We start from the raw sequence: 23,462 nt of genomic DNA on the forward strand, positions 1-23,462 counted from the left end.
GAACGGAGGAGGGTTTCGCCCTATCGATCCGCGCCGAGGCCCAGTGCGCGGGCGGCCAGCGCGGCCTGGGTACGGTTCTGCACGCCCAGCTTGGCGAGGATCGTGGTCATATGGGATTTGATGGTTGATTCCGCCACGCCTAGATCAAAAGCGATCTGCTTGTTCAGCCGTCCGTCGAGCACGCCCAGCAGGACGCGCAACTGGGTAGGGGTGAGCGCGGCCACCTTGTCAGCCATGTCGTCCGTTTCGACTGCGGACAGGGGGGCGGGGCTGTTGCCGTCGAGCGCCGCGGCGATCGCTTCCTCCATGACCGACAGAGGCTGGTCCTTGCCAATGAAGCCGACCGCGCCATAACGGCGGGCTTCGGGCGAGGCGACCTGCGCCTCTGCGCTAGAGATGACGAGGATGGGAACGGACGGGCGTTCGGCATGGAGCAGGGCGACGCCGGAGAAGCCCGCCGATCCCGGCATTTTCAGGTCGAGCAGGATGAGCAGCAAGTCGCTGGTTGCGCCTGCCGCCTGGACCGCACGGTCCAGCGTGGCCGCTTCGATGATGCGGGCGTGGGGCGCGACAGATTCCACCGCCATGACCAGGGCGTGACGAAAGAGCGGATGATCGTCCGCCACCAAAATGGTGCCCTGTGTCGTCAGCGTCGCGCTCCTCTCCGGGCGGCAATCTGGCCGGTCTGTCGCCAGCTTGGAATAGGGACTTGCCCGTAGGCCGGGCAAGTCCTTTCGATCACGCGCTGGCGAGTTGGCTATCGGCGATCAGCTTTTCGACCACGGACGGATCGGCCAGCGTCGAAATGTCGCCGAGCGCGCCGGTTTCGCCTTCCGCGATCTTACGCAGGATGCGGCGCATGATCTTGCCCGATCGGGTCTTGGGCAGGCCCGGCGCGAACTGGATGATGTCTGGCGTGGCGATCGGGCCGATTTCGTTGCGGACCCAGGCGACCAGCTGCTTGCGCAAGTCGTCCGACGGCTCCTCGTTCGCGTTGAGCGTTACATAGGCATAGATGCCCTGGCCCTTGATCGGGTGGGGCATGCCGACGACCGCGGCTTCGGCGACCTTGGCATGTGCGACCAGCGCGCTTTCAACTTCGGCGGTGCCCATGCGGTGACCCGACACGTTGATGACGTCATCGACCCGGCCGGTGATCCAATAATAGCCGTCGGCGTCGCGGCGGGCGCCGTCCCCGGTGAAATAGCGGCCGGGATAGGTGGTGAAATAGGTCTGGAAGAAGCGCGCATGGTCGCCATAGACGGTGCGCATCTGACCCGGCCAGCTTTTGGCGATGCAGAGATTGCCTTCTGTCGCGCCGTCCAGTTCCTGTCCTTCGGCATCGACCAGCAGGGGGTGGACGCCAAATAGCGGCAAGGTGGCGGAGCCGGGCTTGAGATCGGTCGCGCCGGGCAGGGGCGCGATCAGGATACCACCGGTTTCCGTCTGCCACCAGGTATCGACGATCGGGCAGCGGCCATCGCCCACGATGCGGTGATACCATTCCCAGGCTTCGGGATTGATCGGTTCGCCCACGCTGCCCAGGATGCGGAGCGACGCGCGGCTGGCGGCCTGCACATAGGCGTCGCCTTCGCGCATCAGGGCGCGGAGCGCGGTGGGCGCGGTGTAGAAGATCGATACGTTCCACTTGTCGCACACCTGCCAGAAGCGGCTGTGGTCGGGATAGTTGGGGACGCCTTCGAACATCAAGGTCGTCGCGCCATTGGCGAGCGGGCCGTAGACGACGTAGCTGTGCCCGGTTACCCAGCCGATGTCGGCAGTGCACCAATAGACCTCGCCAGGGCGATAGTCGAACACATGCTCATGGGTCATCGACGCCCAGAGCAGATAGCCGCCGGTGCTGTGCAATACTCCCTTGGGCGTGCCGGTGGAGCCGGAGGTATAGAGGATGAAGAGCGGGTCTTCAGCGCCCATGGCTTGCGGCGCATAGTCGGTGGCGGCGGCGTCACGGGCCGGGCCGTAGAAAAGGTCGCGGCCGGCCACCATAGCGACGTCGGCGCCGGTGCGCTGGACGACGATGACCTTTTCTACCGAACTGCAATGGTCGAGCGCGGCATCGACATTGGCCTTGAGCGGCACCCGTTTGCCACCGCGCAGCCCTTCGTCGGCGGTGACGACGATGCGGGAGTCGCAGTCACGAATGCGGCTGGCGAGGCTGTCGGGGGAGAAGCCGGCGAAGACGATCGAATGGACCGCACCGATGCGGGTGCAGGCGAGCATGGCGAAGGCGGCTTCGGGAATCATCGGCAGATAGAGGGTGACCCGGTCGCCGCGCTGCACGCCATGGCTTTTGAGGACATTGGCGAAGCGGCAGACTTCCTCATGCAGCTGGGCGTAGGTGATGACGCGGCTGTCGGCGGGATCATCCCCTTCCCAGATGATCGCGGGCTGATCGCCGCGGGTCGCCAGATGACGGTCGATACAGTTGGCACTGACATTGAGCTGACCGTCGGCGAACCAGCTTATGCCGAAATCTGCTTCGTTGAAGCTGCTTTCATCAACCTTCGTGAAGGGGGTGATCCAGTCGAGCCGCTGCGCCTGTTGCCGCCAGAATGTATCGGGATCGGAGGCGGCCAGCGCATGCATGGCTGCGGCGGTCGAGGCGGTGATGCGGGCGTCGGCGGCCAGGGCGGCGGGGACGGGATACAGGGCTTCGCTCATTTGGTGAGAACCTCTCCAAGCTCTTTCGACCTTAGCGTAACGCATGCAGGCGGGGGCGGCATCCTCGACCAAAGTCGGGTGCCCTTCCGACCATGGTCCGCCTTCTCCCCGCCCCTGTATCCTCCGCATGATGCAGCCATGGTTTGATCGCCACCAACCCCGCACAGACGGGTCGATCGGCGGGAGAGGAATGATGATGCGAACCCTGACGGCGCAGACGCCAAATAGCAGATACTGGCGGCGCAGCGTGGCGATCGGCGCGATGGCCGTGGCGATGAGCGCCGCGCCCGGCGCTGTAGCGCAGACACAGCGCGAAGCGGAGTTGGAAGCGCGGCTCAACCAACTGGAAGCTGCCGTATCGGCGTTGAAAAGCGAATTGACGCAGGCGCGCAGCGAACAGCAGGCGTCAACCCAGATAGTCCAAAAGGCCGACAGCCGCGTTGCCGCGCTGGAGGCCAAGCCAGCCGCCGAGGGCTTCAAGGTCGGAGCGACCACATTCAAGCTGGGCGGATTCGTCAAGGTAGTGGGCAGCGCCACCCGCTATGACGATGGCGTGGTGCCGGGCGGATCGTTGGGCAAGGAGTTCTACCTGCCGCAACAGATACCGGTTGGCGGCGGCAGCAGCCGCGACATCATCGGCCATGCGCGGCAGACGCGACTGGCGTTCAGCACCTCTACGCCGCTGGGCGGCCAGGAGGTCAAGAGCGTGGTCGAGTTCGACTTCGCACTGGCCGCCGCGCCGCTCGGCGCACAGCGCGCGACCAATCCCTATACGCCGACCTTCCGCCGGGGCTTCATCAGCTATGGCAACTGGCTGGTAGGGCAGGAATGGACCACGTTCCAGAACCCCAATCATTTCCCCGAAACCACGGATTTCGTCGGGCCGATGGATGGCGCGATCTTCGTTCGGCAGATGATGGTGCAATATCGGCAGCCGCTGTCGGCCGACTGGAGCCTGTATCTGGCGGCGGAAAATCCGCAGACCGAGACGATCGGCACGACGTCGGCCGCGCTGGAAGATAATGACAGCGACCGGATGCCCGACCTGGTCGCCAAGCTGGCCTATAAGGGCGAGGCGGGCGAAATGCACATCGCCGGCCTGTATCGCAAGCTGTCCATCCATGGCGACGGGTTTGGCGACACGGCGAACGGATGGGGCATAAGCGCGGCGGGCAAGGTGCCGTTCGGGCCGCAGGGGCGCCACGACATCCGGTTCAGCGCGACCTATGGTCAGGGCATGGGGCGCTATTTTACGGTCGGTTTCGTGCCTGACGCGATCTATGATCCCGCGATCGGCGACCGGCTCTATATCGTGGACAATTTCGCCGGGTTTGCGGCCATCAAGCTGGGCTGGACCGATACGATACGATCCACCGTCATGGCGGCCTATCAAAAGGCCTGGTATCCCGATGCGATAGCCCTGCCGGATCTGGCCAATGTCGCGGCCTACAGCGTTGCGGGCAATATTTTCTGGTCGCCGGTCAAGCAACTGGATCTGGGGATCGAGTATCGCCATGGTCAGCGCGAAGTCGCCAGTGGCTTAAAAGGCGAGATAGACCGCCTGGAAATGGCCGCTAAATTCACGTTTTAAGGGAGAGGGCAGATGGCGACAACATATGAAGACGGCCGGCCAAAGCATAGCGTGACGGGGCAGAACGAGAAACTCGTCATTGCCGCGTCGTCGCTGGGCACGGTGTTCGAATGGTATGATTTCTATCTTTACGGCCTGCTGGCGACCTATATTTCCGCACAATTTTTTTCGGGCGTGAACGAGACGACGGGGTTCATCTTTGCCCTCGCCGCCTTTGCCGCCGGTTTTGCGGTGCGGCCGTTCGGCGCGATCGTGTTCGGGCGGATCGGCGACATGGTGGGGCGCAAGAATACGTTTCTGGTGACCATGGGCATCATGGGCCTGTCGACCTTCGCGGTGGGCGTGCTGCCCAACTATGCCAGCATCGGCGTGGCTGCGCCGGTCATCCTGCTGGTCCTGCGCCTGGCGCAAGGCCTGGCGCTGGGTGGCGAATATGGCGGGGCGGCGACCTATGTCGCGGAACATGCGCCGGAGGGCAAACGCGGCCTTTATACCAGCTGGATTCAGACGACGGCGACCTTTGGGCTGTTCGCGGCGCTGCTGGTCGTTATCGGATTTCGGTACGGGCTGGGCGAGGAAGCATTTGCCGCATGGGGTTGGCGTTTGCCGTTCCTGATTTCGATCCTGCTGCTGGGCGTATCGATGTGGATCCGGTTGCAGCTCAACGAAAGCCCTGTCTTCCAGAAGATGAAGGATGAGGGCACGACGTCCAAGGCACCGCTGACTGAGGCGTTCGGCAAATGGGGCAATCTGCGTTGGGTCATCATCGCACTGCTCGGCGCGGTCATGGGGCAGGCGGTAGTCTGGTATGCCGGGCAATTCTATGCGCTGTTCTTCCTGGAAAAGACACTGCGGGTGGATGGCGCGACGGCCAATATCCTGATCGCCATCGCGCTGGCGCTGGCAACGCCCTTCTTCGTCTTCTTCGGCTGGCTGTCCGACAAGATCGGCCGCAAGCCGATCATCCTGGGCGGCTGCGCCCTTGCGGCGATGACCTACTTCCCGTTGTTCGGGGCGCTGACCAATGCCGCCAACCCGGCGCTGGCGGCGGCGCAGGCCTCCGCGCCTGTGACGATCGTCGCCCATGGCGAGGAATGTTCGTTCCAGTTCGATCCGGTCGGCAAGAACAAGTTCGACCGGTCGAGCTGCGACGTCGCCAAGACCTTCATGGCCAAGACCGGCGTCAGCTATGACAATGTCGAGGCCGCAGCCGGCACGCCGGCGGTGGTCAGGATCGGCGCTGCCAGCTTTACCGCGCCCAATGCCGCGACGCTGGCGGGGGCAGACAAGACGGCGGCGATCGCCACCTATCAGGATCAGTTGAAGGCGGGGCTGGCGCAAGCAGGCTATCCGGCCAAGGCGGACACGGCGAAGATCAACAAGGTCGCGGTCGTGGCGATCCTGTGGGCGCTCGCGATGCTGGTGACGATGGTCTATGGTCCTATCGCGGCGATGCTGGTGGAACTCTTCCCCAGCCGCATCCGCTATACGTCGATGTCGCTGCCCTATCATATCGGCAATGGCTGGTTCGGCGGGTTCCTGCCCACCACCGCCTTCGCCATGGTGGCGGCGACCGGGAACATCTATTATGGCCTGTGGTATCCGGTGGTCATCGCGGCGGCGACGGTGGTCATCGGGCTGCTGTTCCTGCCGGAGACGTTCCGCCGCAATATTGACGACTGAGACGGCGAGTTGGACAATTAAAATGGAAAAGGCGGCATCGTCGGATGCCGCCTTTTTGTTTTTATATCAATGGGTTATGCTTCCTCCGGCCAATAGAGCCGCATCGGATTGTCGATCAGCAATTTGCGCTGCAATTCGGCGGTGGGCGCGATGCGGGGGATCATATCAACCAGATGGCCGTCGTCTGGAATATCGTCCTGCATATTGGGATGCGGCCAGTCGGTGCCCCACAACACGCGGTCCTGATAATCGGCGACCAGCGGCGCGACCGCGTCGGCGAAGGCGTTCCAGGGATCGCCTGTCGGATCAAGGCGGTCGGGGCAGGTGGCCTTGAACCAGATGTCGTCACGGCTGTCGAGGAAGGCGCGGAACGCCTTCATGTCGGCACCGTCCGGCCCCTGGGTCACGTCGGGGCGGCCCATATGGTCGATAACCAGCGGCACCGGAATCGCGTCCATGAAGGGGCGCAATTCCTCCAGAATGTCGGCTTCGAAATAGATGACGACATGCCAGCCGGCGGGCAGTCGCCTGGCGACGTCGAGGAACTTGTCCCTGGGCGCGTCGTCCACCAGGCGTTTGAGGAAATTGAAGCGGATGCCGCGGATGCCGCCATCATGCAGGGCGGCGAGATCGGCGTCGGAGATGGCCGGATTGACCACGGCGACGCCGCGCGCTTTTCCGTTCGCCTTGGCTATGGCGTCCAAAGTCGCGCTATTGTCGGTGCCGTGGCAGCTGGCCTGCACGATGACGTTGCGGGCAAAGCCCAGATGATCGCGCAGCGCGAACAATTTGTCCGGGCCGGCGTCTTGCGGGAGATATTTCGCCTTCGCGCTGAAAGGGAAGTCCGCCATCGGGCCGAAGACATGGCAATGGGCGTCGATCGCGCCAGCGGGTAGCGTGTAGAGCGGTTTGGACGGGGCGCTATGCCATGAGGTGATGCGGGTCATTGTTTCCAACTCCGTTCAGGCTGAGCCATTTGAAGCCCTGCAATTGTTTAAAGAAAGACCCTTCGACAGGCTCAGGGCGAACGGCAATAGTGAGTTTACGCGAAGACGACGCCGTCCATCAGCTTGCGCGCGGTGCGCAGCATGGCGGCGCTGGTGACATTGCCGCTGTCGTCCAGTTCCATGACGCATGTGGTTTCACCGGTCGGATGTTCGACCGAGAGCGTCTTGCGATTGCCGTCGGGGATCGAGGCGACCTCGGCGGCGGGCGATCCTTCGACAAGGCAGGCGGTGGCGACGCTGACTGCGCCCAATACGCCGATCGAGGCATGAGCGCGATGCGGGATGAAGCTGCGCACAGTGACCGCGCCGCCATTGCGGGGCGGAGCGACCAGCATCATCTTGGGCACCGATTTGTCCGTGACATCGCCCAGGTTCATGCGCTCGCCGACGGCCAGGCGGATCTTTTCGATCCGGGCTTTGAGCGCTGTATCATTGTCCAGCGTATCGCGATCCTCATAGCCGGTGATGCCGACATCCTGCGCCTTCATCACCACGCAGGGCATGCCATTGTCGATCAGGGTGACGCGGACGCCCTCCACCTCGTCAAAAGCGTTGCCCGTGGGGAGGAGAGCGCCGCAGGAGGAGCCGGCGGTGTCGCGAAATTCCAGCGGGATGGGGGCGGCGCTGCCGGGGACGCCGTCGATCCTGGCGTCGCCGTCATAGCAGACTTTGCCATCGCGGGTTTCGATGGTGGCGATGGCGATCTGGCGGGTATTTTCCATGAAGATGGCGACGCGGGTTTCGTGCGGCTGCGCGGTGACGAGGCCGCGTTCGATGGCGAAGGGGCCGATGCCCGCAAGGATGTTGCCGCAATTCTGCGCGTCGCTGACCACCGCCTTGTCGACGAAGACCTGGAGGAAGAGATAATCGACATCGACGCCGTCTCGCGCCGATTTCTTCACCACCGCGACCTTGCTGGTGAGCGGGTCGGCGCCGCCCATGCCGTCAATCTGGCGCGGGTCGGGCGAACCCATGACGCGCAGCAGGAAGGCATCGCGGGCGGCGGTGTCGGCGGGCAGGTCTTCGGCGAGGAAGTAACCGCCCTTGGAGGTGCCGCCGCGCATCCATAGGACGGGGGATTGGGTGATGGTCATAAGCAAACTCCGGTTCCGCCCTTGTTGTGCTCCCGCGAAGGCGGGAGTCCAGTGCAGACGGTCGATCGATCATGCGACGGCAGGACTGGATTCCCGCCTGCGCGGGAACACGGTTCCGTCAGATATATTTCAGGCCCATTTCTTCCAGGCGCGGGCGCATATTGTAGATGTCGAGGCCGAGTTCCCCGGCGGCCAGGCGGACGCGCTTGGCTTCTTCAGCGGCTTCGCGCCCTCTCGCCTTTTCCAGCACGGCGGCGGCCTCGGCGCGGGGCACGATGCACACGCCGTCATCGTCGGCGATCACCACGTCGCCCGGATGGACCAGCGCATTGGCGCAGACGACGGGGACGTTGACCGATCCGATGGTGTTCTTGACCGTGCCCTGGGCATGGACCGCCTTCGACCAGACGGGGAAGTGCATTTGGGTGAGGTCGCGCACATCGCGCACGCCCGCGTCGATGATGAGGCCGCGGCAGCCGCGCGCCTGCGCCGAGGTGGCGAGCAGGTCGCCGAAATAGCCGTCGGTGCAGGGGCTGGTGGGGGCAAGGAGGAGGACGTCGCCCTCCTTCAATTGTTCGATCGCGACATGGATCATCCAATTGTCGCCGGGCGCGGCGGAGATGGTGACGGCGTTGCCGGCGATGCGCGCGCCAGTGTAGATCGGGCGCATGTACGAGGCGAGCAGGCCGGTGCGGCCCTGCGCCTCATGCACGGTCGCGACGCCGCATTTGGCGAGACCGTCGACGACGCTAAGGTCCGCCCGTTCAATATTCTGGACGACGATGCCGGACATGCTGACCTTCTCCTTGACGATTGCGGCGCACGGACCAAGCGGATGGTCAGGCGGCGCGGGACAGGATGGTGGCTGGACCCGTTCGGGGGAAAGGGCAAAAAGGAAATCTGGCCAAGCCATTAGTTTTCACTAAATATGGCGATGTGGACTGGACCGACATCAACCTTCGTCATTTGCGCGCGACCGTGGAAATCGCGGATCGCGGGACCATGAACGCGGCCGCGGTTGCGGTCAGCCTGACCCAGCCGGCGATAACCCAGGCGCTGGCGCGATTCGAAACCATGCTGGGCGTGCCGCTGTTCGACCGCCGCCATGACGGGATGACGGTGACCGATGCGGGCGCGCTGCTGGTGCCGCGATTTCGCGGCGCGCTGGACCATATCGCCAGCCCGCATGTGACGATGGCGCGGTTTCGCGCGCTGATCGCGCTGGCGGATGCGGGCAGCTATCCGGCGGCGAGCGCGCTGACGGGCCTTTCGATCCCCTCGCTGCATCGCGCGGTCAACGACCTCAGCCTTTCACTGCGGCGGCCGCTGGTGCGGCGGCGGGGCAAGGTGGTGATGCTGACCGACGCGGGCGTGCGGATGGCGCGCGCCTTTCGCCTGGCGCGCGTCGAGTTGATGGCGGGGCTGGCCGAATTGGCCGCGCTCAAGGGGCATGAGACGCGCAGCATCGCGATCGGGGCGATGCCGCTGTCGCGGGCGCGAGTGCTGCCCGCAGCCGTGTCGCGATTCCTGCGGCGGCGACCGGGGGTGCGGATCACCATATTGGAAGGGTCGCGCGCCGAACTGATCGAGCCGTTGCGCAATGGCGCGATCGACATGATGGTGGGGGCGCTGCGCCTGCCATTGCTGGAGGCGGATTTCGAGCAGGCGGCGCTGTTCGAGGACCGGCCGGTAGTGATTGCGCGGGCGGGGCATCCTTTGGCGGAGACGCAGCCTGCCATGGCTGATCTGGCGCGCTATCCCTGGATCATCGCCGCGCCGGGGGCACCGCTGCGCGAGAGCTGGGAAGCGTTGTTCAGCGAGCAGGGCATCAGCCTGCCGGTGGTGCCGATCGAATCGGGATCGGTCATGACGATCCGGCAATTGTTGATCGACAATGATTTCCTGACCCTGTTGTCGCCCGACCAGGTCAGGGTGGAACTGGAGGCAGGGTGGCTGTGCCGGATCGACACGCCGGTATCGCCGGCCAGCCGATCCATCGGCGTGACCACGCGGGCATCCTGGCGCCCGACAACGGTGCAGGCGGAGTTCATGGCCGATCTGGAGGCGGTGTCGCAGCGTTGACGGACCGGAGAATATGCGCTGCCCTGTGGTCTGTCATCGCGGGCATCGTCCATAGGGATTGCGGATAATCGGCGAGATGGGCGGCCCGCGTCATACTGTCATATTTAGCGTCCGCTTATGACTGCGCGGCTGTTCCGATTTGTCGCCGTGCATATGGGCAGGCAGATTTCCTGCCATGACGACCGATATTCTCCTGATCGGATTTGGCGAGGCCGGCAGCACGTTCGCGGCGGCCGGCGCGTGGGGCGCGCGCGCATTGGCGCATGATCGCGATCCGGCGCGGGCGAGCGTGATGGCGCATCTGGGCGTTGTCTGTCGCGATCGGCTGGACGATGCGGTGCAGGGCGTGTCGATGATCCTGTCGCTGGTGACGGCCGATCAGGCACTGGCGGTGGCGCGCGACGCCGCGGCGCTGATCGCGCCGGGGACGCTGTTCTGCGACATGAACAGCGTTGCGCCGCAGACCAAGCAGGCCGCCGCCGCGCTGATTGAGGCGGCGGGTGGCCATTATGTCGATGTCGCGGTGATGGCACCGGTCGATCCGGCGGGCATGGCCGTACCGCTGTTGCTGAGCGGGGCGCAGGCGGAAGAGGCGGAAATGCGGTTGCATGCGCTGGGCTTTGCCAAGACGCGGGTCGTGGGCGCAGATGTCGGCCGGGCCTCCTCGATCAAGATGATCCGGTCGGTGATGGTCAAGGGGATCGAGGCGCTGACCGCCGAATGTGTGCTGGCCGCGGCGCAAGCGGATGTGCTGGACGAGGTGCTGGCCTCGCTCGATGCGAGCGAGAAGGCGAAACCCTGGCCCGTGCGGGCGGATTATAATCTCGACCGGATGCTGGTGCACGGAACGCGCCGCGCGGCCGAGATGGAGGAAGTGGTCAAGACGCTGGATGGCCTGGGCACCGGCGCGGCGATGACGCGCGGCACGGTGGCGCGGCAGGCCGCGATCGGCGCGTTGGGGGTGAAGGCGCCGCCGGAGCGGTTGGCGGAGAAGATCGGGGTTATTTCTTCGGGATGACGGCGTTTTTGGGGCGGGCATAGCGTGCTGTTGCCTGAGATCCCAGCCTGCGCTGGGGTGACGGAATAAGGGTTGAGGAAAGAGACGCGATGAGCCTGATTATCGATTGCCACGGTCATTACACCGTCCTGCCCAAGGGGCATGACGCCTGGCGCGAGGCGCAGAAGGCGGCGTTCAAGGACGGTACGGCGTGCCCGCCCTATCCTGAGATCAGCGACGCGGAAATCCGCGAGACGATCGAGGCGAACCAGTTGCGCCTGATCAAGGAGCGCGGGGCGGACTTCACCATCTTTTCGCCGCGCGCGTCCACCATGGCGCCGCATATCGGCGACGAGGCGGTGGCCAAGGAATGGGCGATCCGCTGCAACGACCTGATCGCGCGGGTCGTTGGCCTGTTCCCCGATACGTTCGTCGGCGTATGCATGTTGCCGCAGTCGCCCAAGGCGGACATGAGCAATTCGATCGCGGAGCTGGAGCGTTGCGTCACCGAACTGGGCTTTATCGGCTGCAACCTCAATCCCGATCCGGGCGGCGGGCATTTTACCCATCCGCCGCTGACGGACAAATATTGGTATCCCTTCTACGAAAAGATGGTCGAGCTGGGCGTGCCGGCGATGATCCATGTGTCGGGCAGCTGCAATCCGGCGATGCACGCGACCGGCGGCTATTATATCGCGGCGGATACGATCGCGTTCATGCAGCTGCTGGAAGGCGACCTGTTCAAGGATTTCCCGACGCTGCGCTTCATCATCCCGCATGGCGGCGGCGCGGTGCCCTATCATTGGGGGCGCTATCGGGGTCTGGCCGACATGCTCAAGAAGCCTGATCTGTCGACGCATCTGATGAACAATATCTTCTTCGACACCTGCGTCTATCATCAGCCGGGCGTGGACCTGCTGGCCGACGTGATCGAGAATAAGAATATCCTGTTCGGGTCGGAAATGGTCGGCGCGGTGCGCGGCATCGACCCGACCACCGGATTTTATTTCGACGACACCAAACGCTATGTCGATGCGCTGGACGTGAGCGACGAGGAGCGCGCTGCGATCTTCGCGGGCAATGCCCGTCGCGTCTTCCCGCGCCTCGACGCAAAATTGAAGGAGAGGGGACTATGATAACAGAAGATCCCAAGCATCAGGATATCCACGAATATCTGGCCGAGATGGAAGATATTCCCGGCACCCGCGTCTTCACCGCCAAGCGCGCGCGGCAGGGCTATCATATCAACCAGTTTGCGATGAGCCTGATGAAGGACGAAAATCGCGCGAAGTTCAAGGCGGACGAGCGGGCCTATATGGACGAATGGCCGCTGACCGAGGACCAGAAGCAGGCGTTGCTGGCGCGCGATTATAATCGGTGCCTGGACCTGGGCGGCAACGTCTATTTTCTGTCCAAACTGTTTTCCACCGACGGCATTCCCTTTGCCGAGGCGGTCAGCACCATGACCGACATGGCGTTCCCCGAATATCGCGCGATGATGATGGCCGGCGGGCGATCGCCCGAAGGCGTGCGGTCGATCAAGGCCAATGAAGCGGCCGCCGCCGCCAAGAAAGAGGATCGCTGAAATGGCGCGGATTACTGCTGGCGTGGCGTCGAGCCATGTGCCGCTGCTGGGTGTGGCGTCGGACTTCAACAAGGACCGGGACGATTATTTCGGGCCGATCTTTGCCGGCTATGATTGGACCCGCGCGTGGGAACAGGCCGAAAAGCCTGACGTGATCGTGCTGGTCTATAACGACCATGCCAGCGCGTTCGATATGAAGATCATCCCGACCTTCGCGATCGGCTGCGGCGAACGCTATAAGTCGGCCGACGAGGGCTGGGGGCCGCGGCCGGTGCCCGATGTTGAAGGGCATCCCGACCTGGCCTGGCACATGGCGCAAAGCCTGATTCTGGATGAATTCGACATGACCATCATCAACGAGATGGATGTCGACCATGGCCTGACGGTGCCGCTGAGCATGATGTTCGGCAGACCCGAAGCTTGGCCGTGCAAGGTGATCCCGCTGGCGGTCAACGTCGTCACCTATCCGCCGCCGTCGGGCAATCGCTGCTGGGCGCTGGGCGAAGCGGTGCGCAAGGCGGTCGAAAGCTATCCTGAAGATCTGAACGTCCAGGTGTGGGGCACGGGCGGCATGAGCCACCAGTTGCAGGGGCCGCGCGCGGGCCTGATCAACCAGGAATGGGACAACCGCTTCCTTGACGGGCTGGTCGGCGACAGCGACCATTTGCGCCGGATTCCGCATATCGAATATCTGCGCGAAACCGGCAGCGAGGGCATCGAGATGGTGATGTGGCTGGTGATGCGCGGGGCGCTGGGCAAGAAGACGCGCGCGCTGCACCGCCATTATCATGTGCCATGCTCCAACACCGCGATCGGCCATATGGTGCTGCGCCCGGATAATGGCGAAGGACTGGACATGACCGGCAGCGATGTCGTGGTGATCGCGGCGGAATAGCTAATTTGACGCCCCTCCCTTGAAAGGGAGGGGGTGGCGAGCATTGCGAGCCCACGATCTACCCGCAGGCGTTGCTAGCGATTGCTGCGCAATCGCACCCACCCCCAACCCCTCCCTGAAAGGGAGGGGGTTAAAGTACGGAGTTTCTCATGCGTATTGCCCTGGCCGGTGCCGGCGCCTTTGGCGAAAAGCATCTTGATGGCCTCAAGAATATCGATGGCGTGACCGTCACGTCGATCATCGGTCGCGAACTGGAGGCCACGAAGAAGGTCGCGGAGAAATATGGCATCGGCCATGTGACGACCGACCTGAACGATACGCTTAGCCGCAGCGACGTGGATGCGGTGATCCTGTGCACGCCAACGCAGATGCACGCGGCCCAGGCGATCGCCTGCATGGAGGCGGGCAAGCATGTCGAGGTGGAGATTCCGCTGGCCGATAGCTGGGCCGACGCGCAGGCGGTGCTGGCCAAGCAGAAGGAAACCGGCCTGACCTGCATGGTCGGCCATACCCGCCGCTTCAATCCGTCGCACCAGTTCGTCCACAACCGCATCAAGGCGGGCGAATTCAATATTCAACAGATGGACGTGCAGACCTATTTCTTCCGTCGCAAGAATATCAACGCGAAGGGCGAGGCGCGCAGCTGGACCGATCATCTGCTGTGGCATCATGCCGCACATACGGTCGACCTGTTCGCCTATCAGGCGGGCAAGATCGTGTCGGCGCACGCGCTCCAGGGGCCGATCCATCCGGAACTGGGCATCGCCATGGATATGTCGATCCAGTTGAAGAGCGAGACGGGGGCGATCTGTACCCTGTCGCTGTCGTTCAACAATGACGGGCCGCTGGGCACTTTCTTCCGCTATATCGGCGACAGCGACACCTATATCGCGCGCTACGACGATCTGGTGAACGGCAAGGAAGAGGCGATCGACGTCAGCCAGGTCGCCGTGTCGATGAACGGCATCGAATTGCAGGACCGCGAATTCATCAGCGCCATCCGCGAAGGTCGCGATCCCAATTCGAGCGTCGCCAAGGTGTTCGATTGCTATCGCGTGCTGGGCGAACTGGAAACGCAGCTGGCGGGCTAAGCTTGAATCCCTTCGGGGTCGCAAGGAAGGGCGTGGCGGATTTATCCGCCGCGCCCTTTTTGCGTGTCATGCCGTCAACAGCGGGTGCGTCATGCGCAGGTCGTCGAGCAGGCTCTCGATCAGCGCGATATCCTGAAAGCTGCCGGTCGGCGTCGCGTTCCAGTTGCAATGGGGATGGGTGGCCGGGCTGTAGAGGCGCAGCTTGCCGACCACCTTGCGCCAGTGATGCTTGCTCTTGCCATGGTCGCGGACCAGCCGGGCCACGAGCAGGTCGGTTAGCTTTTCCGCTGTCATGGCAGGCTATGTAAGGGCGCTGCGCGCGGCGTCAACCTGTCCGCGCGGCGCGATAGGCGCGGGGCGGCTGGCCGATATGGCGGGTGAAGAAGCGCGAGAAATAGGCCGGGTCTTCAAAGCCGATGGCATAGGCGATCTCCGCCACCGACAGCTGGGAATAGAGGAGCAGCCGGCGCGCCTCCAGCAAGGCGCGGTCGTCGAGCATCTGGGCGGGGGAGCTGCCCGCGACCTGCGCGCAGGCCTGGCGTAGAGCGGTGAGGCTGGTGCCGAGCGCTTTGGCGTGATCCGATACGGGTTCGCGCTGGCGGAATCGCTGTTCGATCCGTTCGCGTAGGCGCGCGACCAGCGCGGCCTGACGCGCGGTGCCAGGCCGCGCCGCCTGCGCCAGCGTGGCGCGGCGCAGGGCGAGCACCATCAGCGAGAGGAGCGCGGATTCGACGGCGGCGCGCTGGCCGGGGCCGGACCAGCCCAGTTCCTGCGCCATGCGCATGATAATGTCCTGCGCCATGCCGCCGTCGCCGACCGGCAGGGGGACGGCATGGGGGTGAGCAAAAAGCGGGGCGAGATCGGCGTCGCGGGCGATCAGATGGCGCAGATAGGCGTCGGCGATGGTGGTGACATGGCCGCGCGATTCGCTGTGCCAGGTGAAGCCATGGACGATGCTGGCTGGGATCAGCAGCAGGCAGGGCGCGTCGAAGCTGACCTGCGCCGCCTCCGCCTGCATCGCGCCGCCGCCTTCGCCGATCAGGATGATATGGTTAAGGTCGCGATGGACATGCGGGCGGATCGTCCATTCGCTGGGGCGGGATCGATCGTCCAGGCTTTCGACATGGACGAAGCCTTCCGCCACGCTGCGCTGCGGTTCGCCATAGAGATAGAAGCTGGGGACGGGGGCGGTCGACATGATGGATCGTCCATCTATGCGCCCGGCTCCGCCTGTCCGCAAGCGCTCAGGCCGGGCGGGGGCGGAGCATAGCCAGCAAGGCCGCACCGACCAGCGAACCGAGCGCCATGACGATCGCGACGGCAGGCAAGCCGAAGTCCAGCGTGAAGAGGAGGCCAGCGAGGATCGGCCCCAGCGCCGCGCCGCCACGGCCGATGCCGATGACGATGCCGGTCCCGCCGGCGCGCACGGCGGTCGGGAAGGATTGGGCGACCAGCGCATAGAGGCCGACCACCGCGCCATTGGTGAAGAAGCCCGCGCAGGCCGCGATCAGGCTGAGGCCGGCGAGCGTGGTCTGCCCCTGGCCAAAGAGCGTTACCATCACGGTGGAGGCGACCATCGCCACCATGACCAGGGCGCGCAGCGGCAGCCGCCAGCTGAGTGCGCCGAGCAGCAGCGCGCCGGCAAGGCCCCCGACATTCGCCCAGACCAGCACGCCGCCGGCGGCCGAGGGCGCGAAGCCCATGTCCACCACGATCTTGGGCACCCATTTCAGGATGAAGTAGAAGGTCATGATGTGGCAGAAATAGGCGAGCGTCAGCAGGATGGTGGTGCGCGCCAGGCCGGGGGCGAACAGAGAGGCGAAGGATGGCTTGGTCCCTGAAGGATCGGGCGCGGGGAGGGCGTCGGCCGGGGCATGGCCCATGCGGGCGAGCAGGCGGTTGATCCGCGCCAGCGCGCCTTGCGGCCGCTTTTGCAACAGGAAGCCGATCGATTCGGGCAGCAGCCAGAGCGCGATGGGCAGGAAGAGTGCGGTGACGATGCCGCCGAACAGGAATATGTCGCGCCAGTCCCCCGCCACCAGCAAGTAGGACGCGACCGACCCGCCCAGGATCGCGCCGACCGGATAGCCGGCCGCCATGATTGCGACAGCCAGGCTGCGGGAGCGGGCGTTGGACAGTTCGGCGACCATGGCGTTGGTGCAGGCGAGCATCCCGCCGATGCCAAGGCCCGTCGCCAAGCGGATGAGCGAGAGCGACACCACGTCCCACGCCTGGGTCGCGCCGGCCATGCCCGCCGCCATGACGACAAGGCAGCCCAATATGGTCGGGCGGCGGCCGATGCGGTCGGCCAGGTTGCCGAGCAGCACGGACCCGACCGCCATGCCGATCAGTTCCATCGACAGGACGAGGCCGAGCGCGGCGCGATCGATCCCCCATTCCTTGGCGATGCCGGGCGAGGCGAAGCTGATGGCCAGCACATCGAAGCCGTCGAGCGCGTTGAGCAGGATGCACAGGATGATCGCCGCGATCTGGAGCCGGCCCATGGGGGCTTCGTCCAGCCTGTGCCTGATGTCGGTCATCCTTGATCCTGTCCGCTATATTCTATCGTCTGTTAGTGTCAGCCGACCGCGAAAATGTCCAGCGCGACATGGTCCTTGAAGCGGGCGGCGGTGCAGAGGAAGACGGTGCGGCCAAGCCAGGCGTGCGGGCCGTCGCCTGACACTTCGAAGCGCGGGGTGGTGCGGAAATAATAGAGAGCGGGGTCCACCACCTCGCCCGCCGCGATCCGCGCCAGCACCGGCGCGGGGCCGTGCCGATAGCCCGGATTGATGACGGAGATGATCGCGCCATCATCCGCCTGCAACGAATAGCGGGCGAGGATATCGGCGGTGCCGTCCGCCCGGATCGATTGCCAGTCCGCGCCGCCGGGTAGGACTTTGCCGGTGAGGCGGGGGCCATCGACACTGCCGCCGGTGATGGGGATGACCCGCTTGCGCACGCCATCGACCATGCCCAGTTCCCGCAGCGCGCCGATCAGGACGCGCAGGCGCATGGCGAGGCTGAGTGGCGGGGTGGCGAGCGTGCCGCCTTGCGCCGCGGCGAGCGGGGCGGCGGTGCCGGCAAGAGCGAGGCCGGGCATGGCCTTGAGCAGGCCGCGGCGGTGCATGTCGCTGGTCATCATCTCTCCCTGTCTGCCGACGTGGCGGCTTCTGGCCTTGGAATAGAGGATCATGGTGCCATGGCCAATATGGCCCATGATTTTACCGAAAGATGGGGCCGGTTCTGGCGCGCGCGAAGCGGCGTCGGTGAACAGGACGGGGGCTGGCGACGTCATCCTTCTACTTGGCTTATGCCCGACCATATGGGAAAGGCGCTTGGGGGGCCGTGAAACTGGATGTCGGATTACATATGATGCCCTTGCCGATCGACAGGATGATGCGGGCCGCCCGCTGCGCGCTGGGCGGGCTGATGCTGGCCGTGCTGGCGCCTGCTTCGCTGGGCGCAGCGGAGCCTGCGCCGTTCGAATTGCCCGGCCCGGCGATGAACATATTGGTGATGCGCGGCGACCAGAGCCTACCCATCGCGCAGGTGCCGAGCCTGTCCGAAGGCGACCGTCTATCGATCGAGGCGGACCTGCCTGCCGATCAGGGCGCGCGCTTCATCCTGGTGTCCGCCTTCCTACGCGGCGCGACCAACCCGCCGCCCAAGGACTGGGTCCAGTTCGCCGAGACATGGAAGAAGAAGGACAAGGACAAGGCGCTGGTGCTGACGGTGCCGAAGGGCGCGCGGCAGATGGTGCTGTTCCTGGTGCCTGATACCGGCGGGGCGGAAGGCGTATTGTCCGACGCGGTGCGGGGGAAGCCTGGCGAATTCGTCCGCGCGACGCAGGATCTGAACCAGGCGTCGCTGGACCGGTCGCGGCTGGACGCCTTTATGGCGGGGATCAAGGCGCAGGAAAACAGCCATCCGGAATATCTGCGCAGCGTCGCGCCGACGCTGGCGCGCAGCCTGGCGATGAAGCTGAACGAAGAGTGCCTGTCCAAGGTGGTCGAGATGCAGGCGGCCTGCCTGCTCGACAATCGCGACGCGCTGGTGCTGTCGGACGTGCATAGCAGTTCGATTGCCGAGACGCTGACCGGGGCACCGACCGACCTGGCGCTGCAACTAGCCGCGACGCGAGAGGCGGGTTATGGTTTCTACAGTCCCTATATCGGCGTGGTCCGCGATATCGCGAAGATATTCGGCGCGTTCAGTAGCCCGCAGTTCAACTATCTGCCGACGCTGAGCGTGCGCAAGCCAGAGGGCATGTCGCTATTGCTGAATGCCGCGCCGTCCTTCCAGAAACCAAAGTCGGTCATGGTCGTCGCCATGCCCTCGATCGAGGCGGACAGTCCGCCGCGCCTGCGCCGCAGCGGCGACGCGCCGCTCTGCGTGGCGCATGCCGGTACGGTGTTGCCGGTGGAGGGCGCACCGCTGATCTTCTCCACCCCCTATGCGCGCGACGTGAAGCTGGCGTTGAAGACGGCGGCGGGCCAGGCGATAGACCTGCCGCTGGAGGCGCGCGCCGACCGGGGCGGCTATGTGCTGACCGGGGGCGATGTGCCCCCGACCTTCAAGGGCACGGTGCAGGGCCATCTTTATGGTCGCTGGGGATTCGACCGTTTCGAGGGGCCGGACTTCATGGTGCAAATGCCCGATGCGGGCGGATGGACGGTCGAGGGCGATAGCGCCGCTCTGGTCGTCGGGCGCGACAATGGGCTGGTGCTGAAGGGCGGCGCGCCCGCCTGCGTCGAGAGCGTGATGCTCCGGCAAGGGGAGGGCGCGCCTCAGGCGGTGGACTGGAAGGTGCAGGGGCGCGACGCGCTGGCGCTGACCGTGGCACTGGCCGATCGCAAGCCCGGCGCGCTCAGCGTCGAGGTCAAATATCAGGGCGTGGCCCAACCGTCCGTGATTGCGCTGCGCAGCTATGCGCAGGCGAGCCGACTGGACGGGTTGCTGCTCCATGCCAGGGACAAGGCGGCCTTGCTGTCCGGGCAACGGCTGGATCAGGTGGACAGCGTGGAGGTGAACGGCCTGCGGCTGCGGCCAGACGGACTGACGCGCGACGGCGCGGTCGACCGGTTGCGGCTGGTGGTGCAGGGCGATGCGGTGGCAGCCGATGCCGGCAGCGAAGCGACGGCGCGGGTCAAGCTGCGCGACGGGCGGAGCGTGAACTTTACCGTGATGGTTGCGAGCGCGCGGCCGCAGATAGGCTTGCTAAGCAAGGATATCAGGCTGGGCGCGCCGCCTGCGAACAGCAAAGCGCTGACGCTCAACGGTGACAATCTGCTGCCGGATAATGGCCAGCTCGTTTTTTCTGTACAGGCGGGCGAGGGCACCAAGCTGAGCGCGAGCGACGCGATCGAGGTTGCGCCGATCGAGGATGGCGCGCCGATCCGGCTGACCGCCGCCAATGGCCTGCGGCTGGAAAGCCCCAAGGTGATGGTCGCGACGCTGGACCCCAAGGCGATGGCGCCGTCCCTGTTCGGTCCGCTGCGCTTTCGCCTGCTGCGCGGTGGCGAGGTGAGCGACTGGCAACCACTGGTGACGCTGGCGCGGCTGCCGCAAATCGAGGCGGTGGCCTGTGCGGCAAAGGCGGACGGCTGCACGATCACGGGGCGCGACCTGTTCCTGATCGATGCGGTGGGCGCGACGCCGACGCTCGACCAGGCGGCGCAGGTGGCCCATGGCTATACCGGTTCTGCGCTGAAGGCACCCGCGCCGCAGGACGGCAATCTGTATCTGCGGCTGCGCGACGCGCCCGACAGCGTGGTAACGCTGCCCGCGGCGTGATCGGCGGCGGATAGTCCACTCTTGCCTGGGCGCGTTGGCCCTGAAGTCCCGATCTGGCGGCGCAAGGTCGGTTGAATCATCCAAATAAGCGGCTGGTCCCGCCATGGGCGTGCGCTTAGCGACCCGGCATCATGCCCTCCAATGCCAAAGGACATGGAGAGGATGATCATGAAGACGCAGGTCGCTATCGTCGGGGCTGGTCCGGCCGGTTTGATGCTAGGGCATCTGCTGCGCGCCGAGGGGATCGATGCCGTCATCGTCGAGCGGGCGTCGCCCGATTATGTGCTTGGCCGCATCCGTGCCGGCGTGCTGGAACGCACAACCACCGACCTGATGGACCGGCTGGGGCTGGGCGCGCGGATGCATGCCGAAGGACTGCCGCATGACGGCTTTCACCTGGCCGACGGGGAACGATTGATCCGCATCGACATCGCGGCGCTGACCGGCAGGCAGGTGATGGTCTATGGCCAGACCGAAGTGACCCGCGACCTGATGGAGGCCGCGCCCGAACGCGGGTTGGAGATCATCTATGACGCCGCCGACGTGGCGCTGCATGATGTCGATGGCGACGCGCCTTATCTCACCTATAGCAAGGATGGCGCGACCCATCGGATCGATGCGCAGTTTCTGTGCGGTTGCGACGGCTTCCATGGCCCTTCGCGCAAGGCGATGCCGGCGTCGGTCGCGCGCCATTATGAGAAGGTCTATCCGTTCGGCTGGCTCGGCATCCTGGCGGATGTGCCGCCGTGCAACCATGAACTGATCTATGCCAATCACGAGCGCGGCTTTGCGCTGGCCTCGATGCGGTCGGCTACGCGCAGCCGCTATTATGTGCAGGTGGCGCTGGACGAAAGACTGGAGGACTGGTCCGACGACCGGTTGTGGGATGAACTGGCGATCCGGCTGGGGCCGGAGGCGGCGGCGCATATGACCCGTGGTCCGGCCTTGGAAAAGTCGATTGCGCCGCTGCGCTCCTTCGTATTCGAACCGATGCGCCATGGCCGGTTGATGCTGGCCGGCGACAGCGCGCATATCGTGCCGCCGACCGGCGCCAAGGGCCTGAACCTGGCCATGTCCGACGTCCATTACCTGTCGCAGTCGTTGATCGGCTGGTTCAAACGTCATGACAGCGACGCGGTGGCAGGCTATTCGGACAAGGCGCTGGCCCGCGTCTGGAAATCCGAACGCTTTTCATGGCAATTGACGACATTGATGCACCGCTTCCCCGATAGCGATGCGTTTGATCGCCGGATGCAGGTCGCCGACCTCGACTATATCGCCTCCTCGGTCGCGGCGCAGACGACGATCGCGGAAAATTATGTAGGATTGCCTTTATAGTATGACCAGCCTCCCCACACGGACCATCGGCCCCTTCACCGTTTCGGCCATCGGCCTTGGGTGCATGAACCTGTCCCACGCCTATCTCCCGCGTCCCGATGCGGCGGACGCGGAACGGCTGCTCCGCCATGCGCTCGATGTCGGCGTAACCTTCTTCGACACGGCGGCGCTCTATGGCTTCGGCGCGAACGAGGAACTACTCGGCCGCACGCTGATGGACCGGCGGGGGGACTTCACGCTGGCGAGCAAATGCGTGCTGGGGGAGATTGACGGCAAGCGCGGGCTGGACGGGTCGCCCGAAGCGATCGGCAAGGTGCTGGAGGATTCGCTGCGGCGGCTGAATGTCGACCATATCGACCTCTATTATCTCCATCGGCTCGACCCCAATGTGCCGATCGAGGACTCCGTCGGCGCGCTGGTGCGGGCCAGGGAAGCGGGCAAGATCGGGGCGATCGGCCTGTCGGAAATGTCGGCCGCGACGCTGCGCCGCGCCCATGCCGTCCATCCGATCGCCGCCATGCAGACCGAATATTCGCTCTGGACCCGCAATGCGGAAGTGGCGGTGCTGGGGGCGTGCGCGGAACTGGGGACGGGTTTCGTCGCCTTCTCCCCGGTCGGCCGCGGGCTTCTGGCGGGCAATCCGAACGCCGCCCATCTGGCGCAGGGCGATATTCGCGGCTCCATGCCCCGATTCCAGCCTCCCCATTTGGCGGCGAACCTGACATTGGTGGAGGGGCTGAAGGCGTTGGCCGATCAAGCCGGTTGTACGGCGGCGCAGCTGTGCCTGGCCTGGCTGCTGGCCAAGGGCGACCATGTCGTGCCGATTCCCGGTACGACCAGCATCGCCCATCTCGACGAGGATCTGGCCACCTTGGCGCGTGTCTGGCCAAACGATCTGATCGCGGCGGTAGAGGCGCTGTTCCCCTTCAACGCGCCGTCGGGGCCGCGCTATTCGCGCGAGGCGCAGGCCCAGATCGACACCGAATGCTGGGCGGGAGAGCCATTGGCCTGAATCGAACGCGATTCTCTTGTCCTTTCAGCATGTTGATTCGGGCAGGTGGAGGATCGGTGCGGAACATGAGGACGTGGAGCGGGGAGGGCCGTTCCGCGTCTTCTTGCGGATAGAGGTATGAAAAAGCTCGGAAATCCGCGCTATTCTACAGCTTTGGCGGGTTGATTTCCCAGCATTGTCTCAGAAAATTCACAAAGCGCGCTTTTTTCCGGTTGACCGACTCAGATGCCTCCCCTAGTTGGCCTCCACCGGACGGGACGACGCCACAGCGGCGCTGAACCAGACGGTCGCCAACATAAACGGGACACCCTCCCTCGGAACCAGTTTCGAGGAAGAATGGTCGTCCCTCTTTATTTGTCGGTTCTTTGACATTGTTGGATAGATGAAGGGACATGTGGGCGGCGGCTCCGGTTATTCACGGCTTTCAGGCGTGGATGTATCGGTTAAATTAGGCCGTTCCTTATTGGGGTTTGTCGGGCTTTCTCGGCAGATCGTTCATATGTCTCAGTATATTCCACTAGAATATATTGTGCAGGAATGGCTCCTGGAAATGAGCGGTATGTATCGGCCCTATTCCGGCTGGTACGTATCGGACATCAAACTTGAGAGTTT

At 64.6% G+C, this 23,462-nt stretch carries 21 protein-coding genes; 12 read left to right on the top strand and 9 right to left on the bottom strand.

Annotated elements, in window-relative coordinates; translation table 11 throughout:
* Positions 1 to 20: 20 nt before the first annotated feature.
* The gene (locus HHL08_RS21645) at positions 21 to 629 is read right to left on the bottom strand and encodes a response regulator transcription factor (protein WP_268932747.1); all 609 of its coding nucleotides are present in this window, start codon (positions 627 to 629) and stop codon (positions 21 to 23) included.
* Between the two features lie 109 nt (positions 630 to 738).
* Complete coding sequence (gene acs / locus HHL08_RS21650; RefSeq protein WP_169575034.1) at positions 739 to 2,682, bottom strand: acetate--CoA ligase; 1,944 nt, start codon at positions 2,680 to 2,682, stop codon at positions 739 to 741.
* Positions 2,683 to 2,872: 190 nt separating this feature from the next.
* Here acs and HHL08_RS21655 point away from each other — a divergent pair, with 190 nt between their 5' ends.
* Both HHL08_RS21655 and HHL08_RS21660 read left to right on the top strand, forming a co-directional pair.
* The gene (locus HHL08_RS21655; protein WP_235955216.1) at positions 2,873 to 4,273 is read left to right on the top strand and encodes a DcaP family trimeric outer membrane transporter; all 1,401 of its coding nucleotides are present in this window, start codon (positions 2,873 to 2,875) and stop codon (positions 4,271 to 4,273) included.
* 12 nt (positions 4,274 to 4,285) lie between these two features.
* Positions 4,286 to 5,956, top strand: coding sequence for an MFS transporter (locus HHL08_RS21660; protein WP_169575035.1), 1,671 nt, complete (start codon positions 4,286 to 4,288; stop codon positions 5,954 to 5,956).
* Between the two features lie 74 nt (positions 5,957 to 6,030).
* Here the strand turns inward: HHL08_RS21660 and HHL08_RS21665 are convergent, their stop codons facing one another.
* The 3 genes from HHL08_RS21665 to ligK all read right to left on the bottom strand — a co-directional run bounded on the left by HHL08_RS21665 (position 6,031) and on the right by ligK (position 8,850).
* A complete protein-coding gene (locus tag HHL08_RS21665) occupies positions 6,031 to 6,903 on the bottom strand; it encodes an amidohydrolase family protein (protein WP_169575036.1) in 873 nt (290 codons plus the stop codon).
* A 95-nt stretch (positions 6,904 to 6,998) separates the two neighbouring features.
* A complete protein-coding gene (locus tag HHL08_RS21670) occupies positions 6,999 to 8,057 on the bottom strand; it encodes a 4-oxalomesaconate tautomerase (protein WP_169575037.1) in 1,059 nt (352 codons plus the stop codon).
* Between the two features lie 118 nt (positions 8,058 to 8,175).
* Complete coding sequence (ligK, locus tag HHL08_RS21675; RefSeq protein WP_169575038.1) at positions 8,176 to 8,850, bottom strand: 4-carboxy-4-hydroxy-2-oxoadipate aldolase/oxaloacetate decarboxylase; 675 nt, start codon at positions 8,848 to 8,850, stop codon at positions 8,176 to 8,178.
* 143 nt (positions 8,851 to 8,993) lie between these two features.
* On the opposite strand from ligK, the gene HHL08_RS21680 reads away from it, so the two are divergent.
* The 6 genes from HHL08_RS21680 to HHL08_RS21705 all read left to right on the top strand — a co-directional run bounded on the left by HHL08_RS21680 (position 8,994) and on the right by HHL08_RS21705 (position 14,707).
* The gene (locus tag HHL08_RS21680; protein ID WP_328804728.1) at positions 8,994 to 10,139 is read left to right on the top strand and encodes a LysR family transcriptional regulator; all 1,146 of its coding nucleotides are present in this window, start codon (positions 8,994 to 8,996) and stop codon (positions 10,137 to 10,139) included.
* Positions 10,140 to 10,314: 175 nt separating this feature from the next.
* Positions 10,315 to 11,157, top strand: coding sequence for an NAD(P)-dependent oxidoreductase (locus HHL08_RS21685; RefSeq protein ID WP_169575040.1), 843 nt, complete (start codon positions 10,315 to 10,317; stop codon positions 11,155 to 11,157).
* 89 nt (positions 11,158 to 11,246) lie between these two features.
* Positions 11,247 to 12,272 carry an amidohydrolase family protein gene (locus tag HHL08_RS21690; RefSeq protein WP_169575041.1) on the top strand — a complete coding sequence of 342 codons (1,026 nt, stop codon included), beginning with the start codon at positions 11,247 to 11,249 and terminating at the stop codon, positions 12,270 to 12,272.
* Complete coding sequence (gene ligA, locus HHL08_RS21695; protein WP_169575042.1) at positions 12,269 to 12,721, top strand: protocatechuate 4,5-dioxygenase subunit alpha; 453 nt, start codon at positions 12,269 to 12,271, stop codon at positions 12,719 to 12,721. Before HHL08_RS21690 ends, ligA begins: the two co-directional genes overlap by 4 nt.
* A 1-nt stretch (position 12,722) precedes the next feature.
* Positions 12,723 to 13,616, top strand: coding sequence for a class III extradiol dioxygenase subunit beta (locus HHL08_RS21700; protein ID WP_169575043.1), 894 nt, complete (start codon positions 12,723 to 12,725; stop codon positions 13,614 to 13,616).
* 149 nt (positions 13,617 to 13,765) lie between these two features.
* Positions 13,766 to 14,707 carry a Gfo/Idh/MocA family oxidoreductase gene (locus HHL08_RS21705; RefSeq protein WP_169575044.1) on the top strand — a complete coding sequence of 314 codons (942 nt, stop codon included), beginning with the start codon at positions 13,766 to 13,768 and terminating at the stop codon, positions 14,705 to 14,707.
* 66 nt (positions 14,708 to 14,773) lie between these two features.
* On the opposite strand, the gene HHL08_RS21710 is transcribed toward HHL08_RS21705, so the two are convergent.
* The 4 genes from HHL08_RS21710 to HHL08_RS21725 are packed head-to-tail and all read right to left on the bottom strand — an operon-like array spanning position 14,774 to position 18,002.
* Positions 14,774 to 15,001, bottom strand: coding sequence for a hypothetical protein (locus HHL08_RS21710; protein WP_169575045.1), 228 nt, complete (start codon positions 14,999 to 15,001; stop codon positions 14,774 to 14,776).
* Between the two features lie 31 nt (positions 15,002 to 15,032).
* Positions 15,033 to 15,905 (bottom strand): helix-turn-helix domain-containing protein, encoded by an 873-nt coding sequence (locus HHL08_RS21715; RefSeq protein ID WP_169575046.1) that lies wholly within the window; start codon positions 15,903 to 15,905, stop codon positions 15,033 to 15,035.
* 46 nt (positions 15,906 to 15,951) lie between these two features.
* Positions 15,952 to 17,247, bottom strand: a complete 1,296-nt coding sequence (locus HHL08_RS21720; protein ID WP_169575047.1) for an MFS transporter — start codon at positions 17,245 to 17,247, stop codon at positions 15,952 to 15,954.
* A 38-nt stretch (positions 17,248 to 17,285) separates the two neighbouring features.
* Positions 17,286 to 18,002 (bottom strand): DUF3237 domain-containing protein, encoded by a 717-nt coding sequence (locus tag HHL08_RS21725; protein ID WP_235955217.1) that lies wholly within the window; start codon positions 18,000 to 18,002, stop codon positions 17,286 to 17,288.
* Between the two features lie 77 nt (positions 18,003 to 18,079).
* On the opposite strand from HHL08_RS21725, the gene HHL08_RS21730 reads away from it, so the two are divergent.
* From HHL08_RS21730 to HHL08_RS21745, 4 genes are all read left to right on the top strand, one after another.
* On the top strand, positions 18,080 to 20,500 hold the full coding sequence (locus tag HHL08_RS21730; protein ID WP_408021798.1) for a hypothetical protein: 2,421 nt from the start codon (positions 18,080 to 18,082) through the stop codon (positions 20,498 to 20,500).
* Between the two features lie 168 nt (positions 20,501 to 20,668).
* The gene (gene pobA / locus HHL08_RS21735) at positions 20,669 to 21,838 is read left to right on the top strand and encodes a 4-hydroxybenzoate 3-monooxygenase (protein ID WP_169575048.1); all 1,170 of its coding nucleotides are present in this window, start codon (positions 20,669 to 20,671) and stop codon (positions 21,836 to 21,838) included.
* Between the two features lies 1 nt (position 21,839).
* Positions 21,840 to 22,850 (top strand): aldo/keto reductase, encoded by a 1,011-nt coding sequence (locus tag HHL08_RS21740; protein WP_169575049.1) that lies wholly within the window; start codon positions 21,840 to 21,842, stop codon positions 22,848 to 22,850.
* A 382-nt stretch (positions 22,851 to 23,232) separates the two neighbouring features.
* Positions 23,233 to 23,462, top strand: a 230-nt coding sequence (locus HHL08_RS21745; protein WP_169575050.1) for a hypothetical protein, incomplete at its 3' end; no start/stop codon positions are given.

This window comes from Sphingobium psychrophilum (assembly GCF_012927105.1).
Lineage (GTDB): Bacteria > Pseudomonadota > Alphaproteobacteria > Sphingomonadales > Sphingomonadaceae > Sphingobium > Sphingobium psychrophilum.

Excerpts from the sequence above, each read along its gene's own strand:
- acs (WP_169575034.1), bottom strand. The coding sequence starts at position 2,682 with ATGAGCGAAGCCCTGTATCCCGTCCCCGCCGCCCTGGCCGCCGACGCC.
- HHL08_RS21655 (WP_235955216.1), top strand. The coding sequence starts at position 2,873 with ATGATGATGCGAACCCTGACGGCGCAGACGCCAAATAGCAGATACTGG.
- HHL08_RS21660 (WP_169575035.1), top strand. The coding sequence starts at position 4,286 with ATGGCGACAACATATGAAGACGGCCGGCCAAAGCATAGCGTGACGGGG.
- HHL08_RS21665 (WP_169575036.1), bottom strand. The coding sequence starts at position 6,903 with ATGACCCGCATCACCTCATGGCATAGCGCCCCGTCCAAACCGCTCTAC.
- HHL08_RS21670 (WP_169575037.1), bottom strand. The coding sequence starts at position 8,057 with ATGACCATCACCCAATCCCCCGTCCTATGGATGCGCGGCGGCACCTCC.
- ligK (WP_169575038.1), bottom strand. The coding sequence starts at position 8,850 with ATGTCCGGCATCGTCGTCCAGAATATTGAACGGGCGGACCTTAGCGTC.
- HHL08_RS21685 (WP_169575040.1), top strand. The coding sequence starts at position 10,315 with ATGACGACCGATATTCTCCTGATCGGATTTGGCGAGGCCGGCAGCACG.
- HHL08_RS21690 (WP_169575041.1), top strand. The coding sequence starts at position 11,247 with ATGAGCCTGATTATCGATTGCCACGGTCATTACACCGTCCTGCCCAAG.
- ligA (WP_169575042.1), top strand. The coding sequence starts at position 12,269 with ATGATAACAGAAGATCCCAAGCATCAGGATATCCACGAATATCTGGCC.
- HHL08_RS21700 (WP_169575043.1), top strand. The coding sequence starts at position 12,723 with ATGGCGCGGATTACTGCTGGCGTGGCGTCGAGCCATGTGCCGCTGCTG.
- HHL08_RS21705 (WP_169575044.1), top strand. The coding sequence starts at position 13,766 with ATGCGTATTGCCCTGGCCGGTGCCGGCGCCTTTGGCGAAAAGCATCTT.
- HHL08_RS21710 (WP_169575045.1), bottom strand. The coding sequence starts at position 15,001 with ATGACAGCGGAAAAGCTAACCGACCTGCTCGTGGCCCGGCTGGTCCGC.
- HHL08_RS21715 (WP_169575046.1), bottom strand. The coding sequence starts at position 15,905 with ATGTCGACCGCCCCCGTCCCCAGCTTCTATCTCTATGGCGAACCGCAG.
- HHL08_RS21720 (WP_169575047.1), bottom strand. The coding sequence starts at position 17,247 with ATGACCGACATCAGGCACAGGCTGGACGAAGCCCCCATGGGCCGGCTC.
- HHL08_RS21725 (WP_235955217.1), bottom strand. The coding sequence starts at position 18,002 with ATGACGTCGCCAGCCCCCGTCCTGTTCACCGACGCCGCTTCGCGCGCG.
- HHL08_RS21730 (WP_408021798.1), top strand. The coding sequence starts at position 18,080 with ATGCCCTTGCCGATCGACAGGATGATGCGGGCCGCCCGCTGCGCGCTG.
- pobA (WP_169575048.1), top strand. The coding sequence starts at position 20,669 with ATGAAGACGCAGGTCGCTATCGTCGGGGCTGGTCCGGCCGGTTTGATG.
- HHL08_RS21740 (WP_169575049.1), top strand. The coding sequence starts at position 21,840 with ATGACCAGCCTCCCCACACGGACCATCGGCCCCTTCACCGTTTCGGCC.